Origin of the sequence: Vibrio sp. 1F279 (genome assembly GCF_041439815.1) — a bacterium.
Taxonomy (GTDB): Bacteria; Pseudomonadota; Gammaproteobacteria; order Enterobacterales; family Vibrionaceae; genus Vibrio; species Vibrio tasmaniensis_A.
This window is the reverse complement of sequence record NZ_JBGOOU010000005.1, coordinates 157463-173390: the sequence shown is the minus strand read 5'-3', so window position 1 is coordinate 173390 and position 15928 is coordinate 157463. Positions and strand designations below refer to the sequence as shown.

The following is a 15928-nucleotide window of genomic DNA, read 5'->3' as shown; positions in this document are numbered from 1 at the left end:
GTCTGTAATCTTCAGCCTCAATGTTTAGCTTTTAACGGCAGAGTCCAAAACCGCAGCATCTGCTACAACCACAGCAGATCGAGGTGTTTGCTTGGCTTTTGCTTTGCTGTGTCTTTTAGCCAATAGAGTATTGGTTATGCTCGCCACGACTATCAAATTGATGCCGATTAACTGCTGAGATGAAAACACGTCATCAAAGAACAAGCTCTGCCATAACGCACTGAACAGCATGTTCGTGAAAATTAGGGGAGCCAACTGAGAACCGCTGTCTGCCAACTTGTACGCTTTCGAGCGGAAGATTTGCGTGTTAATAGTAAATAGAGCCAATCCAAAAGCGCCAAGCCCAATCCAGCGTAAGCCTTCAAAAGATAGCAGAGCCGAAAAGGTTCCATTGCCCGCAGCACTCTCAAGCATATCTGGATCCGCAGATACTGAAGTAAACACAACCATTGGTATCACAATGATTGCCGCGACCAAGAACGTCCACGCGTTAAGCTCTGCGGGTGTCAGGCTAGTCTTGGATGCTCGATACAAACTCACTTGTGAACCCGAATTAAACACACCCGCCAATAACCCTAGCAACAACGCTGGCCTAAAGAACTCTGAACCAAATTCAAACTGCGACCAGTCCCCAGCCATCATCGCTACGCCGACAAAGGTGACAACTAAACAAATCACTGTGGTTGTATGAATTTTGGTTCCAAACATTAATTTTTCTAACAAAGGAATGAACAGAGGGCCAGTGCTGAACAACACCACACCTTCAACCAGCGTTAGGGTTTGCAAAGACGTTAGGAAACACCACTGGCATGCCACCATAAAAATCGCACGCATCACTAAAGGTTTCCACATACCGAGTGAAGGTTTCGTGATTTTGTACAACATCAAAAATAGGAATAAAAACAGACTGGGTAACAAAAAACGCACGAAACTCAATAATGAAACGGGCATTGATACCGATAGATACTTGGCCATTAAGCCACTTAAAGACAAACTGAACGTCGACAACAACATGAAAGCCGTCGCCTTGGTAATATCAGACATAATTATCACCTCCTATGACAGTTATTTTAGAGGCGTGACGTGATGAAAAATAGCGAGTATTATTAACCACAACTGTAAGGAAAGCTTACCAATGAAGAAACTCGTTCCACTTAAATCCGTTTATGCTTTCATTGCTGTCGCCGAAACAGGCAGCATGACCGAAGCCGCTCGCGTGTTGTACGTCAGTCATTCAGCGGTAAGCCAAGCCATCAAATCACTAGAGCAACTGGTTAATAAACCGCTATTTCAGCGAGTAGGTCGTCGTGTTGTTCTTAATGCCGCCGGTAAGCGATATTATCGAAAGGTCGCGCCTGCACTTGAGCAAGTGATAGAAGCCACCGAAGAGCTTGCCAGAACGCCTAACGATCACCGCATTACCCTCAACATGGTCAACTCGCTCGCAATGCACTGGTGGATCCCTCGAGTCCCCGAATTTCAAGCATTTGCTCCCTCACTTGATATCCGTATTTCGACATTAACCGGCCCTTTCGATATCGAACAAGAAGGTGTCGATATTGCCCTCGTACATGGCAAGCCAAACGAATGGGAACAATATTACAGCGAAAAGCTCGGCGACGATGACCTGGTCTTGGTGTGCAGCCCTGCTCTATTGAAAAACCAAATGGGGTTAAGCGTTGAACAACTTGTGAAACAAAACCCAACCATTGGTGCCTTTAACCCAAGGCGACAGCATGACTGGCAGGTGTGGTGTGATCATTACCAAATACCCATGCCGACGTTCCACAGTAACTTGACGTTCGATGTCTCGATTCAAGCCGTGCAAGCTGCAATTCGTTCATTAGGTGTGTTGGTAACGCATCGCTTGTTTGTGAAAGATGACATCAGCCATGGGATGCTAGTAGAGCTGGGCGAACCCGTCGCGAACCCACACCAAGATTTCTATTTTGTTTGCCCAAAAAACAAATTAAAACAAGAAAGTGTGCTAAAACTGAGAACATGGTTGAGGCATGAATTCACTCGCTCAGAGACAAAACTCAGCAAGTAGCCAGTCACCTAGTAACCAACCAACTAGTAACAACTCATCTAGTAACCAACCATCTAACTTACAGAGGCCATTATGATTATTACCACCACTCAATCTGTTGAAGGCAAACGCATTGTCGACTACAAAGGGGTTATCGCCGGAGAAGCCATCCTAGGGGTTAACGTATTCAAGGATATGTTTTCAGGTATTCGCGACTTCGTCGGTGGACGTTCTGGCACCTATGAAAAGGAACTGGAGAAAGCACGTAACTACGCATTCAAAGAGCTGGAGCAGAAAGCGATTGAAGCGGGTGCAAACGCAGTGGTTGGTGTCGATATCGATTATGAAGTCTTAGGAACAGGTAATGGCATGTTGATGGTATCAGCCAGCGGCACAGCGGTTGTCGTCGCTTAATCGAATCTGAAATCATGTGATTCAATAAATGCTTATTCCAACGTTCGGTTTGTTTATCACCAGAAGGTTGGAATAAGGATAAGCCGTGGCTGAAGTGAATTTAACTCGTTCTGCCTTCTTGCTCAGAGATGATCTCATCAAAAGAGGCAATTCGAGCGAGGAACGCCCCCTTGTCTTTCGGTAATATAGAGCTTGCCAAAGGCAGGTCAGCCTTCATCGCGTCGACCGCCCTTCCACGTACCAACACTTCAAAATGTAAGTGAGGCCCTGTTAAACGGCCTGTTGCACCCGACAACGCAATTTCCTGCCCACGCTTAATCTGTTGCCCTTTCTTAACCAAGAATCGACTCAAATGCAGATAACGAGTTTTGTAAACACTGTTATGTTCTATCACTATGTATTTCCCTGCGTATGGATGGTCACGAAGTGCCACAACCCTACCGTCTCCCGTTGAATAAACGGGTGAACCCACAGGTGTGGCGAAATCAGTGCCATTATGTGGTGATATACGTCCAGTCACAGGATGCTTTCGGAATGGGTTGAATGATGAAGTGATTCTTCGGAATTGTTTGTCTATTGGGTATCGATTGAAAGCTTGTTCAAGGCTATTTCCTTCTCGGTCATAGAAACGTCCATCCGCAGCAAAAAAAGCCGCCACTTCCCTATTTCGTAGCTTGATAGAAACCCCTTGCACTTCAGTCTTACCCGTTAAGTGACCTTCCGTGTATTGCTCTTTAACCAAAACATTAAAGCTGTCGCCAGCTCTGAGATCTTTGGAGAAGTTAATTTTATCTTTCAGCGTTCGAGTGATATTGGCTATCTGGGCACTGGTTAAACCGGCCTTGTAAGCTGAAGTGGAAAAACTACCCTGCACCGCACCTGCGTACAGCTTTTCTTTCCATTCCCCAGGAGTCTCGATGAACTGATAACTAAAACTACCGTCATCATTTTCTGTATAGACAGCTTGTTCAACCAAGCTCTCATGGTAAATCAATTCGACTAGCTGCTTAGAGTCACTATCCAACAACAACTCTAGATGATCACCAGGCTTGATCGTGTCCAGTTTCAGTGATTCTAGATCGGCCTCAAGTATCTTTTGAGCCGTTCCGTAAGGGAGTTTCCAAGAGGTAAATACATTACTGAGTGTATCCCCAACTTTGACAAAATAATGAACTCTTACCAGAGAACTTGGCTCAACGTTTGAATTCGATGGCTTCTCATCCGCCGAAACCGCACCTTGGTAAGGTGTTATTTTGATAGCGATGTCTTCTGGTGGTTCAGGAGAAATAGAAAGATATAAAGCAAGTGAAAATGCGCTGATAGCAGTAACAATCAGGCCAGTACGGAGGAACTTCATAAAAATACTTAACGGTTATTACAATGAATCTTTCAAATGTTATAACATAACAATTAATTCAATAAAATAAGCGAAATGTAAGAAACCGTTCCGTAAAAATGATTAAAAGCATAGTAAGCGTACGAAGCTCACCATGCCATTAAATAATTACTCTTCACAAAGCGCTTCAAAACGATCTAAGCCGCGTAGCATCTCAAAATCTGGCTCTTCAGCTAGCAACTCTCGCATTGAGCCACTGGCTTCGATAGAGCGCTCTAAGTCGTCGATTGCCTGACCTTCAGCACCTAATCTTGCATACGAACAAGCTCGTTGGTACAAGGCGTGAGCATTTTGATCATCCACTTCCAATACACGGTTACATAAGCTCATTGCCCAATGGTATTCCTGCATGTCCATTGCGGCATCAGCTTTATAAGTGAGCGCCTCTAAATCACCAGGGCGGACTTTTAAGATCTCATCGTAAATTTCAATTTTTTGCTCGGCGGTTTGAGCATTTTGCGCTCTCAACCATAAGTTGTGTATTTCATTGATGATTTCAATTTCTCGGTTGTTCTCTGAGATAATTCGAGTCTTACGCTTTAGATCCCTTTCAAGAACGTTAAACTTCTTCTCGTACTCTTGAGCGATAGAATTCAATCGCTGGTCAGCCATCTCTTTGGTTGTGTGCTTGAGTTCTTTAAGCGATTGCCACCCAACTAATGCGATAAGTGAAGCGACACCCGCAATAATGTAGAAAAAATAGGTTACAGTCACGTTGGCGTAATTCAGCGATTTGTCCGCCACAGCGAGCTCACGGTCGGTCATCTGAATAGTCAAACGTCTTTCAAGATCTTGTTGGTCCATTCTTAGCTGCTTCAATTCATCCAAGATATAGCGTTCCATCAACGGTCGATCTAAATAGTCCAATTCTGAGTACTCAACCTCTTCGCTTGCAAAACTCATCGTGCTGAACACCGAGATAACTGCAATCAATAAGATTCGAAGCATTATACATTCCTTATATGTTTCATCTTTAGGCTAACTGTATCTTGTAATAGTCATACAAGCTAGGAAGTCGACAAGTTTGGCTTATTCGTATTAGTTAATAGTTATTTATAGCTCGATAGTCACTCACTTCTACAATCGATTCCTCCAACCACGGACTCTTCCAACAATCCTGCATAAATTCCATTGTGTGCTATTAGCTGTCGATGATTACCTTGCTCAACAATTTCACCCTTTTCCAACACCAAAATCGTATCTGAGTGACGAACGGTACTCAAACGGTGTGCAATCGCAATCACGGTTTTTTCCTTGAAAAGGCGCTGCATTGCTTTTTGAATTAGGTCTTCGGTGATTGAATCTACCGAACTGGTCGCCTCATCAAGCATCATCAATTGACCACCCTGTGCAACCGCTCTAGCGAACGAGATAAGCTGCGTTTGCCCTACAGACAAGTTGGATCCGTTCTTTTCCAAGTGGAAGTCATAACCTTGTGGCAATTGTTCAATAAACTTATCGGCATAAACATAGCGCGCAGCCTGTTCAACCTCAGTTCTAGATAGATGCGTTTTACCCAGCGCGATATTGAATTGGATGGTCTCTTCAAATAAGTGCACGTCTTGCATCATCATTGAGAACAAATGAGCAGAGTCTTCGCTTGAGATCTGAGACAGCTCTAATCCATTCAACAAAATGCTGCCTTCATAGTCTTGGTAGGTTTTAGAGATTAGACGCAGAACCGTCGACTTACCTGACCCCGTCGAACCTACAAGCGCGATTTGATGCCCTTTCTCCAATAAAAACGATACATTATTTAGAACATAAGGAGAGTCGTCTTTGTAACGGAAGCTCACGTTCTTAAACTCTAGGCTCACAAACTGTTCGAGCTGTTTTTCAACCTTGCTCGATAGCAACAGGTTGCGCCCTTCTTCTTCAGTCGGCTCAACAAACAGCTCTTCAATATGGTCAAACGCTGCAAATGAACTCTGAATCGAAGCAATCTGCGAAGTAAAGTCACGGATCGGAACAAACACTTTCTCTAAGGTGTTGATGAACGCAATTAGCACACCCAACGTGAGTGCCCCTTCTATCACTTGCTCAGAGCCATACCAGATCATAATTGCGATGGTGATAGAGGTGATGCCAGAGATAAACGAGAACAAAATCGCATCGTATTTATTTATCTTTTTCTGCGCTCTTAAAAACTCATCGGTATAGCCTTGGTAACGCTGTTCTACTTGATCTTCCGCTCGGTACATCTGAACGGTTTTCATACCAAATAAGACTTCTTGTAAAAAGCCAATACCACGAGCGAGCGAAGAACGAGTCACCTTGTACAGTTCACGAAGTCGGTTTCTCACATACACCGTCAAATACATCACAGGCGGCATAATGATCAAAACAATCATCGTTAATTGCCAATCAATGAAGAACATCATCACCAACAGAGCAATGGTATTGATACTGTCCTTCACTAGACCAACAACCGATTGAACAAACGTCTCGCCGATGGTTTCCAAGTCGCTGGTTAGTCGTGAAAGCGTGACGCCAATCGGTGTGTTATCAAAATAGCTGCGTGGTAGTTTGAGCACACGAGCAAACAACACTGAGCGCATGTCAGTTATCGTGTATTGCCCGGTTTTACGCAGGTTGTACGAATAGGTGGTATCCACCACATAGCTCGCCACCAGCACGGCAACGAGATAGAAGACGTATTCGAGCAGACCATCCATATCCCCATGACTCAGGTGAACATCGATCACTTGAATGATCAGCCAAGGGAACAACAAGCTCGTGATGACAGAAAGAGGAAGCATAGCGATGCCCAGAATCGCAGAGCCTTTGTATTTCTTAGCAAACTTAAAAAAGTGCTTGAGGTACTTGAGATCAACACCTTTTAACATGCTGCTGCCTCCGTTTCATTCTGCTGTAACTGCCATGTATCGTAATAGTAATCGCACGTTTTCAATAACGTCGCGTGGTCGCCCTTCGCAATCACCTTACCTTCGTTCAACACGATAATTTCATCCATATATTCAAGGGCATTAACACGGTGTGAAACCACAAGTACCGATTGATTTTCCAAGCGCTTAAACAAGCCCTCTAAAATCTTACGTTCTGTTTCATAGTCGACAGCCGATAGAACGTTGTCCATGATGATCAGGTCGGTGGGTTGCAATAAAGATCGCGCAATGCTCAAGCGCTGTTTCTGACCACCCGACAACATGATCCCTTTCTCACCGACTAAGGTTTGGTCGCCATGCTCAAAACGTGTAACGTCATTGGCTAACTGACTCAGTTCTAAAACCTCATCAACCTGACTCTTTGCCAAGTCAGTATCTAAGCTACCGAAGCGGATATTGTCTTCGACGGTTGCAGAAAACAGATAAGGGTCTTGCGTCACGGTTTTCACGTAACGGCGCAAATCACTGCGCGAGAAGCTAGTGACATCTCTTTCGCCAAGAAAAACCGAACCTTCTGGTACATCCAAGTGATGGTTCAAGCAATTCACTAATGTCGTTTTACCCGCTCCGATTCCGCCTAGCACACCCACTTTCTTACCTGCTGGAATGTCAAAGCTGATGTCATCGAGAATCAGACGCTCTTCACCTGAATAGCTGAAGCTGAGGTTGCGAATAGAAAACGTTTTTCCCTTCAGAGATTCAACATCTAACTCAGTGAGCTTATCTTCATCAAGGTCTGGAACTTTGGCATTAAGAATGGTTTGTACACTTTGAATACCCACCATGCCACGCTGATAAATGGTCGCGATTCTGCCAAGCTGCATCAATGGCATAGCGAGCAAAACCGAGTAAGTCAGAAAGGCAGTAATCTCACCGAGGGTTAGCTCTTGTCTCATTAACATGTAGCCACCGAGCCCAAGAATGATGATTTTCATCAGGTCATTGGCGTAGTCGAGTACTGGCATAAAGAAGACTTGAATACGTGTAATTTTAAGGCGGCATTCAAGTAATAACTGATTCAGCTTTTCAGTTTCAGCTTTCACCCAAGGTGACATCTGCTGGCTCTTAATCAAATCAATCCCAGACAGGTAACTCATTAGCTGAGCAGACAGGTTTTGCAGACGTTTCATGTGCTCTAAATGCAGCGTTTTCATACGCTTGAAGCCCACCCGAAAAATCACAAAAGCGATTGAGATAGGAATAATCGAATACAGTGTGAGTTCTGGCGATATACGCCACATATAAAGAGGTGTCAGCGATAACGCGAGTAACGCATTGAAGAACTGAAGAAACCCCACACCAAACATCAGTCGGATGCCGCTAAGGTCATTATTCATGATTGAAATTAGCCGACCAGATGCAAAACGTTCATGAAAGCTGCTCGGTAAGCGATTCAGCTTTTGTAGAAGTGTACTCTTTAGTGCTGCTTCTGTAATTCGCCCCGGATTAAGCGCATAGATACGAGACAGAATTCTCACCACCACCATGGCAACCGACATGCCGACCACGATCCAAACATAGGTTTGAAGCTGCTGATGGCCCGTTGTTGAAGCATCCTCAATAAGATCGATGGCAAGTTGGATATAACGAGGTATCTCTACCTGTAACCAGTTAACGAGAAAAATGAACACAATCGCCAGTAAGTACGAGGTGCGATTCATGCGCAAATAATGGGCAACAAACTGTCTTTTATTCATAGTCTTCTTTGTTTAGGGCAGGCTCACCGAGTTTTGGTGATTTCGTAAAGCTAGAAACGAGCGTCACTTAAGTAAAGATACACCTAAAACACCGGATTGATAATATCACTCCATTCATTTTATACAGGTTATCTCAGGTCTCGATGTTAGAAAAATTCACAACAAAAGCGCCTAAAACAACGTTACCGCCTAAATAGCGGTAACGTTGTTTGGTAGAAGATAAAGATTAAAGAATCACGTCTACATTATCGTCCTCAATATTTACAAGGAGTTTCACTTCACTTCCCATTGCCGACGGATACCAGACTTCAACCCATACTTTATCTACATGATTGGGTAAAAGGAGAGTTGCAGAGAACTCAATATCTTGATTGATTGGGCTCCTCAGCACTTGTGAGGTGTAATCGACAACATCACCATTGAACTCTGTATAAATACTCATAAAACCTCGAGAACTTTGCGAGCTTGCTACGTCAACGTTTACAGACACTTCTCTCTCCGTAGAAAAATCAAAACCTTCCGGTATAGATAACTCAGATGATTTAATAGACTGCGGTATCACTACTGGAGCAGGTGTCACCACGTTATTGCTACCAACGGTCGAATTACTCGGAGGAGTGACGGAGACCGGAGCCGTAGTATTGCTCGGAGGAGCGACAGTACTTGGAGATGAAGCGGTACTATCACCTCCACCTCCGCCGCCACAAGCTGAAAGGAATACAAAGCCTACACCACTCAAAATTAGTTTGATTGTTTTCATAAATCCTCCTGATTAATCTTCCGTTGACCAAGTTTTGTTGGCGTTAGGGTTTTGGTACCACGTTGGTTTTGAAGCACCGCCTGATGTAGCCCACTCAGCAAACTCGGGGGACACCTCACTAACATCAATGTATTCTGATGGATGATTCCAAGGTGATGAAATTAAGATACCCCAAGGCATGTTTTGTGTCGTTCGGTAGTATTTATCACTAGACGGGTCTGAATCATCTTGTGCAATACCATAGAAATCACTCACTAACGTGCCACGCGACGTTGGTGGGAAGTCCGCAGTATGGATTTCTAAGTCTTTCCCCGGCGATGTAGAGAAACTGTCACCATGGTAATAACCCGCGCCCGCACCAAAGATGAATGGGTCGAAGCCACTTAATGGCATCAGTGAACTCGCTGTGGGCTCGCTTCCAGAAGCAAACGGCAGAGAAATACTGAACGTCATTTGGTCAGCTTCTAAAGTCGGACTACAAGAAGGATTAGTACGGTGGAACATACACTCACCGTTAATCGGCAGATCATTTTTTAGGTTCAACGACGCGACAACAACGAGGTCTCCCCCTGGCGATGCAACACTTTTGTCTTCCCCCGTAAACGGCGAAATATTTACCCGAGTCGCGCCATTCTTTTGCACTCGAGCCGTTTGAAGATCGACATCTGACTCATCGAAGCCATCAAGCTTCCATCCCAGTCCATTACCATAAGAAGCACCGTAGGCCATTATGGTTCCCGTAATATCCATTCGAAGCACTGCGTCCTCTTTACTTAAAATGGTGGTACGGTAGTAAACCACAACGTCATTTAAGTCGAAGTCACCAACTTCTGGCCAATTATCTTCGAAGGCCGCAGTATAGTAATTCGAATGTTGAACCGTTGTGCCAGGATCCGTAACGTTAAACACGTAGTCCTCAACTTCACCATCACCAACATAACCGTCACTCGGAATGTTAGGGCTACTCGCTAAACGGAATCGAGTTTGTACGCTCCCAACGACAGCATCATCACCCACTCGAATTGGGACGACTTGGCTTCCATCTACAACAGAATGATTTTTTAATATCTGCTCGTCATCCTCAAAAGATCCATTCATATCCCAGTCAGCCCAAGCTTGCAGATAACCACTCCCCACAACGTTGACATTAATTAAACTGTCTAAGCCGACTTCAAGATTCGTCAACAGTGCAATTCCGTCATCATCATTTCCGCCAACATCCAAATCATCGCCGTTGGATGATGCACCAGGTTGGCCATCTGTATCGGCATCAACACTAGCACCTAAGTACAGTGTGGAAGATATCGCATGCTCAGCACCGTTACTCGCCTGCAACGTTCCATAACTATCAGGAGCGTCACCAAAATCAGATTCATCTGAACTTTCTATTGGCGTAGTAAATCCAGATAAGTCCCAGTTACCGTCAAATGCCGAGAAAATCGGGTTGGGGAAACTACTGCTACTGCTCGTAACCGTTTCAAATTGTAGAGTTACAATCGAGGTATTCTTGTAGGTGAATTTTACAGCACCGGAAGTGTCGGTTTCCGAATAGTTCGTACCTGGCCCGGTGAATAGAACCGACGTTCCATCGGCACTCTCTTCCGCCGTCAAACTCGCGCTAGCACTACCAAGTTGATAACTGTAGAAACCTTCACTTTTAAACACTCTTACTTGCTCCGACTGCACGGGTTCGCCATCAATGTCATAGCCAATCATGTCAAATTCGGGAAGTGTATAAGGCACTGAGAACGTACCTGAGAGTCCATCCGTACCATCATAAAATTCAAAGGTATAGGTTAGACCTGCAGAGCCCGCAGAGTTAGTTTGATAGAGAAAACCAATATCTCCTGAGGGTTGTGTTGCACCAACTTTGTAGTTAGGAGCATGAAACAAAAATGTCGCATCACCGAACACACTACTAGACACTTTGGCATCTATTGTTTTTCCATCATGTGTACCAACGTTGAGGAAGTGCATCGAAGATCCATCATAGGTTGGCCCAGCCCAGGAACTGCTGCCGTTCGTCGCCTCTACATGATTTGAAAAGTCCAGATCTACCGTCGTTGCATAGACAGGGACACTGGCAACTGCCGTCATAAGATAAATAACTTGCTTGTATTTCATAGTAAACCTCGACTTCTTCTTCGCATGAGCGATTTCCTTGAAAAGTGTGTGAACTCTGAACGGCAAGTTAAAGAAGCGTCTCAGTTAACTCTGAAACAAACTATTCGCATCTTTGTTGATTATGTTGATGCCGATAAAGCGAGCTGCTTAATACAAAGAAGCAAAAGAGAAGCCAAGTTTCCGATCGTTTTAAAACCACCGTATAACATTGAAAAATAAGACTTATTTTTCTAAATTAAAATTACAGTCAGAATGAAACGGTCTTTTCTTCAAAATAAGAATCAATTTGATGAGAGGTTAGTCAACTTGAAAGTCTGTTAGATAAGGAAACGTTCTATGCTGGTTGGAAACGGATAGGTTGTTTACGGACTGGAGGCGTTTTGCTTAAAACTAAAATTACGATGGGTTAGCTCAACTAAAGGAGGGAGGAATTATTGTTGGTTCATGGTGAACAAAACTGTTTAAAACATTCTACTTTTAAACAGTTTTGATTTATTAAAAGGGTTACAGCATTTCCTTTGCGATTAGATGCAGCAAAAAGGTTTCACGTTCAATGCTCATGCCTTTTTTAGGGCTCTCAACCATGGTCTTTTCGTTGTGAGCGATCGCTTCATGGATATTCATCCACACCGGTTTCATCCCGTTTTTCACTTCGTAGTCTTCGTAAGCTGTTTCGCCAAGCTCACGATCAATCTTGCATGAGTAGCAGTAAGAAATCATGTGCATTATATCCGCGTCATCTTTATACCAAGGACGAAACTCTTCAAAAATACCGAACGGTTTAATACTGTGAATGTTCTTCGCACCCGTTTCTTCTTCAAGCTCACGGACCATACCTGCGATCACATCCTCACCGTCATCCAAACCACCACCAGGAATGGTGTAGTCGTGATAACGCTCTGTATAAAGCATCAAAATGTCTTCGCCATCTAACACAATCGCACGTGCAGCATTGCGCTTATATACCGTCTTATTGTCTAGGTGATCGATATCAGGGTGAATAGTGGTTTTTAGGTGTCTCATGATTCTGACTGCTCTACTGAATTTGGCGGCATCATATCATAATCATCAATAGATTCGACGTTCTCCGTCCCCTGAAAGAACACATAACCTCTGCTTTTGATCGCTGTTCCCCCACTGCTATCTAGTAGAAATAACCATCAAGTAGCACCTTATTGACGGAGGCCGTTCCTGTTAGAGCACCAGCTATGCCAGCATGAACAAACACTCAAAAAGCAGTAAAAATATCGAAATATCAACCTATTTCAATATCTTGACCAAATTAGAACAACCTTTTCTGAAATCTAAAATATACTAGTTTCATAGAGCTTCTAATCTGGTTCTGTAGAACTTAACGCATTCGATTATAGAGTTATCACGTAGGAGATAAACATGAAGAAAATTGGTTTGATGGCTGTATTTGCCGTTGTGTTGGGCGGTTGTGCAAACGACTATGCAGAATATAGCGAAGGCCAACGTGTTTCAGTGGCTAACCCTGCTGCGGTTTATTGTGTTCAACAAGATGGTGAATTAGACACCGTAACTGAAAACAATCAACGCACTACTTATTGTGTATTTGATGACGGTGAACGTATCGAACAGTGGGAATACTACCGCAACAACCATGAGCAAAAAGAAGAAAGCTAAGCTGCGACATCGTGAACTGTTGACGTCACACCTATACACGACATTAACCCTTCACGAATACCACCCATCACATGACATTAGGTAAACTGTTCGCTATCGAGCGGTCGGTTTACCTTACTATACACATCACCTTTATACGCAAAGCACCTTTTGGCTACCTACCTGTATTACTAATATTGGTGTTTTCGCTATCTCCACCAGCGATGTGTGTGATCTGATTCTGGATCTAAATAACGATTCAATAAAGTCAGGTTAGTATCGAGCAATGCTAGGTACTCCCTAACTTTTTCTATGTCGATTCCGACTGGGGTATTTTGGATGCAGGTCTCCAATACTGGAAGCAAGCTTTCTACGATATCAAAATGAGATGAACGCCCGACTAAATCCTTTGCCGCTAGCAAGGCTTCCAAAGACAACCTTTCTGGCTCTCGTCGTACTGAATCCAAATCCCTCTTAAATGCACCCACAGAGACACCTTCAAGATAGACTCGGTAGGTCGTCAGAGCATCCATTAACAGAAACAATTGCCCTTGCTCTGTTTGATGAGGGTATGGCACTGCGACATGAGCCTCTAGCTGAGGATCTATTTGTAGTTCCACTCCAAGTGCAGAGCACTTCTCGACCAAAACCTTAAGCAAACCTTGCTCGTCCATCAGCGATTGAATCTCGAAGATACGTTGTAAGTGGTAGTCATTAGAAACGAACGTCACCGTCACACGCTGCCCGCGTGTAAACAGCCCACTTTCAATCATCTCTGAGGCCAAGTTTTGAATGTTCTCAACCGTATTTGTCGAATGCTGCTCAAGTAAAACCGCCCCTATGGGAAACGGATACTCACGTTGATTTTCAAGCTTTCGAAAATACTCGTGCATCACATCGGCTTCAGAAACGGTTTGGCCTTGTGTCACCCCACCACAGAACGCCACAGCCGTTTGCTGGTTCGACTCTTCAGCCAAAGGCCCCAACAGATACTCAACTAAAGCATCAACTCGACTGATTCCTTCATTAGTCAATTTATTCTCATTAAGTCGCTTACCTAGCACAATAAGGAGGTGAATAATGCTCATTTTATGTTCAAGTCTCGTTTTAGTGATTAGATGGAGTGAATTATGTATACAATACTTATTAACAAAAGTATTTTGAAATTCTTACATGTTGCTCTCAATAATGCTCACTATTGATAGCAACATCTCGGGTCATACAAGAATAGACGTGTCGCTTTAAAGCAAACATAGCACGCTCTTGTATTTCATCGCTCTATGCTTGTTAACACGAGTTTCAATAAAAGAGACCTTTCAAGCAAAGAGCCAGCTCAATCGAATAACTGTTTCAGCCAAAGAACTGCTTCACCCAAAGAACAGGTTCACTCAAAGAAGTGGAACTAACGAAATACAAATTTTACACAGAGTTCGTTCATCGAACCGTCTTCACAGGAAGTTACTATGCTGTCTATTTTTGATATCTACAAAATTGGGGTTGGGCCGTCCAGCTCCCACACAAATGGACCAATGATCGCTGGGTTTAACTTTACCCAAAAAATTGATGCTCAGCTTACACAAGTAGAGCGTATTCAAATCGACTTATACGGCTCGTTATCATTAACGGGTATTGGTCACCATACAGACAGAGCGACCTTATTAGGTTTACTCGGCAACCGCCCCGACACCATTAAAATTACCAGTGCTAACAAAGCAATGCGTAAAGCAATTGAAGATAAGTCTCTACTGGTTAGCGGTAACCATGAAATTCACTTCGACGTAGAAAGCGACTTGCTGTTCCATAAAACCAACCTTCCGCTGCATGAAAATGGCATGACCATCTCTGCTTTTGACGCAAGCGGTAGTCTTTTAGAGATGGAAACATACTACTCAATTGGTGGTGGCTTTATCGCAACCGCTGATGAACTACAAAACGGCAAGCAAGAAGCAGAAACGCAAGTTGAGTTCCCTTTTACTTCTGCTGACCAGCTACTTGAATTGTCAGAGCAACAAGGACTTAGCCTTGGAGGCTTAATCCTGCGTAATGAAGTGTCTTTCCAAGGTATGGATGTGATTGACCAGAAAGCCGACCAAATCTGGAAGGTGATGTCTCTGTGCATGCAGCGAGGCTTCGACACCGAAGGCATACTAGATGGCGGTCTAGAAGTGACGCGTCGAGCCCCTGCTCTTTTGAAAAAGCTTGAGGCCAATGCTTCGATTGAAAACGATCCAATGGAGATCATGGATTGGATTAACCTATTTGCCTTTGCTGTAAGTGAAGAAAACGCTGCGGGTGGACAAGTCGTAACATCGCCAACTAACGGAGCGGCTGGCGTTATCCCTGCGGTACTAATGTACTACCACCGCTTCATCAAAGAGCTAGACACCAAGCAGTTGAAAGACTTTTTAGCAGTCTCTGGCGCTATTGGCATCTTGTACAAAACCAACGCTTCGATTTCTGGTGCAGAAGTGGGTTGTCAGGGCGAAGTTGGCGTATCTTCATCAATGGCTGCAGCAGGCTTAACCGCCCTACGCGGTGGTAGCAACGAACAAATCTGCATCGCAGCTGAAATCGCTATGGAACACTCACTAGGTATGACATGTGATCCAATCGGTGGGCTTGTTCAAGTGCCATGTATCGAGCGCAATGCAATGGGCGCAATGAAAGCCATCAACGCATCACGTATGGCGCTGAAACGCACCAGTAAGTGTCTTATCTCGTTAGACAAGGTTATCGCAACCATGTACCAAACAGGTAAAGACATGAACAAAAAGTACCGTGAAACGTCCTTAGGTGGCTTGGCCGTGATCCACATGGCTCCTCCTTGTGAATAACCGCTAAGAACACGAGTCGAGAAAGCCGCTGTAGAGACAGCATTCTCGTAAACGTCGTTTTCGATACCCAAACAGAGCCAGCCACCAAGCTGGCTTTTTATTGGCTAAAATCCAACAGCTAATTGAAAGTGATGCTCACTTG

The 15928-nt window shown here is 44.0% G+C and carries 13 protein-coding genes; 4 read left to right on the top strand and 9 right to left on the bottom strand.

From position 1 onward, the window contains the following. Positions 1–24: 24 nt before the first annotated feature. Positions 25–1044: a DMT family transporter gene (locus tag ACED60_RS06195; RefSeq protein WP_371727154.1), complete on the bottom strand. Its 1020-nt coding sequence runs from the start codon at positions 1042–1044 to the stop codon at positions 25–27. A 91-nt stretch (positions 1045–1135) separates the two neighbouring features. Here ACED60_RS06195 and ACED60_RS06190 point away from each other — a divergent pair, with 91 nt between their 5' ends. Beyond that, positions 1136–2050, top strand: a complete 915-nt coding sequence (locus ACED60_RS06190; RefSeq protein ID WP_371727153.1) for a LysR substrate-binding domain-containing protein — start codon at positions 1136–1138, stop codon at positions 2048–2050. Between the two features lie 72 nt (positions 2051–2122). Continuing rightward, entirely contained in the window at positions 2123–2443 is a 321-nt protein-coding gene (locus ACED60_RS06185; protein WP_004730185.1) for a heavy metal-binding domain-containing protein, read from the top strand. 100 nt (positions 2444–2543) lie between these two features. On the opposite strand, the gene ACED60_RS06180 is transcribed toward ACED60_RS06185, so the two are convergent. The 7 genes from ACED60_RS06180 to ACED60_RS06150 form a co-directional block, all read right to left on the bottom strand. Next, positions 2544–3800 carry a peptidoglycan DD-metalloendopeptidase family protein gene (locus tag ACED60_RS06180; protein WP_371727152.1) on the bottom strand — a complete coding sequence of 419 codons (1257 nt, stop codon included), beginning with the start codon at positions 3798–3800 and terminating at the stop codon, positions 2544–2546. A gap of 147 nt (positions 3801–3947) precedes the next feature. Then, a complete protein-coding gene (locus tag ACED60_RS06175) occupies positions 3948–4787 on the bottom strand; it encodes a tetratricopeptide repeat protein (protein ID WP_009845608.1) in 840 nt (279 codons plus the stop codon). A gap of 119 nt (positions 4788–4906) precedes the next feature. Continuing rightward, positions 4907–6685: an ABC transporter ATP-binding protein gene (locus tag ACED60_RS06170; protein WP_371727151.1), complete on the bottom strand. Its 1779-nt coding sequence runs from the start codon at positions 6683–6685 to the stop codon at positions 4907–4909. Beyond that, complete coding sequence (locus ACED60_RS06165) at positions 6679–8442, bottom strand: ABC transporter ATP-binding protein (RefSeq protein WP_371727150.1); 1764 nt, start codon at positions 8440–8442, stop codon at positions 6679–6681. Before ACED60_RS06165 ends, ACED60_RS06170 begins: the two co-directional genes overlap by 7 nt. A 226-nt stretch (positions 8443–8668) precedes the next feature. Beyond that, entirely contained in the window at positions 8669–9202 is a 534-nt protein-coding gene (locus ACED60_RS06160; protein WP_371727149.1) for a hypothetical protein, read from the bottom strand. A 12-nt stretch (positions 9203–9214) separates the two neighbouring features. Further along, on the bottom strand, positions 9215–11326 hold the full coding sequence (locus ACED60_RS06155; RefSeq protein WP_371727148.1) for an LruC domain-containing protein: 2112 nt from the start codon (positions 11324–11326) through the stop codon (positions 9215–9217). A 504-nt stretch (positions 11327–11830) separates the two neighbouring features. Beyond that, positions 11831–12349 carry an NUDIX hydrolase gene (locus ACED60_RS06150; RefSeq protein WP_371694646.1) on the bottom strand — a complete coding sequence of 173 codons (519 nt, stop codon included), beginning with the start codon at positions 12347–12349 and terminating at the stop codon, positions 11831–11833. Positions 12350–12718: 369 nt separating this feature from the next. Here ACED60_RS06150 and ACED60_RS06145 point away from each other — a divergent pair, with 369 nt between their 5' ends. Further along, positions 12719–12973 carry a DUF333 domain-containing protein gene (locus ACED60_RS06145; protein ID WP_009845615.1) on the top strand — a complete coding sequence of 85 codons (255 nt, stop codon included), beginning with the start codon at positions 12719–12721 and terminating at the stop codon, positions 12971–12973. Between the two features lie 188 nt (positions 12974–13161). Here the strand turns inward: ACED60_RS06145 and ACED60_RS06140 are convergent, their stop codons facing one another. Then, positions 13162–14040, bottom strand: coding sequence for a YdcF family protein (locus ACED60_RS06140; RefSeq protein ID WP_371727147.1), 879 nt, complete (start codon positions 14038–14040; stop codon positions 13162–13164). 375 nt (positions 14041–14415) lie between these two features. Here ACED60_RS06140 and ACED60_RS06135 point away from each other — a divergent pair, with 375 nt between their 5' ends. Then, the gene (locus ACED60_RS06135) at positions 14416–15786 is read left to right on the top strand and encodes an L-serine ammonia-lyase (RefSeq protein ID WP_135380822.1); all 1371 of its coding nucleotides are present in this window, start codon (positions 14416–14418) and stop codon (positions 15784–15786) included. Positions 15787–15928 lie beyond the last annotated feature (142 nt).

Excerpts from the sequence above, each read along its gene's own strand:
- ACED60_RS06195 (WP_371727154.1), bottom strand. The coding sequence starts at position 1,044 with ATGTCTGATATTACCAAGGCGACGGCTTTCATGTTGTTGTCGACGTTC.
- ACED60_RS06190 (WP_371727153.1), top strand. The coding sequence starts at position 1,136 with ATGAAGAAACTCGTTCCACTTAAATCCGTTTATGCTTTCATTGCTGTC.
- ACED60_RS06185 (WP_004730185.1), top strand. The coding sequence starts at position 2,123 with ATGATTATTACCACCACTCAATCTGTTGAAGGCAAACGCATTGTCGAC.
- ACED60_RS06180 (WP_371727152.1), bottom strand. The coding sequence starts at position 3,800 with ATGAAGTTCCTCCGTACTGGCCTGATTGTTACTGCTATCAGCGCATTT.
- ACED60_RS06175 (WP_009845608.1), bottom strand. The coding sequence starts at position 4,787 with ATGCTTCGAATCTTATTGATTGCAGTTATCTCGGTGTTCAGCACGATG.
- ACED60_RS06170 (WP_371727151.1), bottom strand. The coding sequence starts at position 6,685 with ATGTTAAAAGGTGTTGATCTCAAGTACCTCAAGCACTTTTTTAAGTTT.
- ACED60_RS06165 (WP_371727150.1), bottom strand. The coding sequence starts at position 8,442 with ATGAATAAAAGACAGTTTGTTGCCCATTATTTGCGCATGAATCGCACC.
- ACED60_RS06160 (WP_371727149.1), bottom strand. The coding sequence starts at position 9,202 with ATGAAAACAATCAAACTAATTTTGAGTGGTGTAGGCTTTGTATTCCTT.
- ACED60_RS06155 (WP_371727148.1), bottom strand. The coding sequence starts at position 11,326 with ATGAAATACAAGCAAGTTATTTATCTTATGACGGCAGTTGCCAGTGTC.
- ACED60_RS06150 (WP_371694646.1), bottom strand. The coding sequence starts at position 12,349 with ATGAGACACCTAAAAACCACTATTCACCCTGATATCGATCACCTAGAC.
- ACED60_RS06145 (WP_009845615.1), top strand. The coding sequence starts at position 12,719 with ATGAAGAAAATTGGTTTGATGGCTGTATTTGCCGTTGTGTTGGGCGGT.
- ACED60_RS06140 (WP_371727147.1), bottom strand. The coding sequence starts at position 14,040 with ATGAGCATTATTCACCTCCTTATTGTGCTAGGTAAGCGACTTAATGAG.
- ACED60_RS06135 (WP_135380822.1), top strand. The coding sequence starts at position 14,416 with ATGCTGTCTATTTTTGATATCTACAAAATTGGGGTTGGGCCGTCCAGC.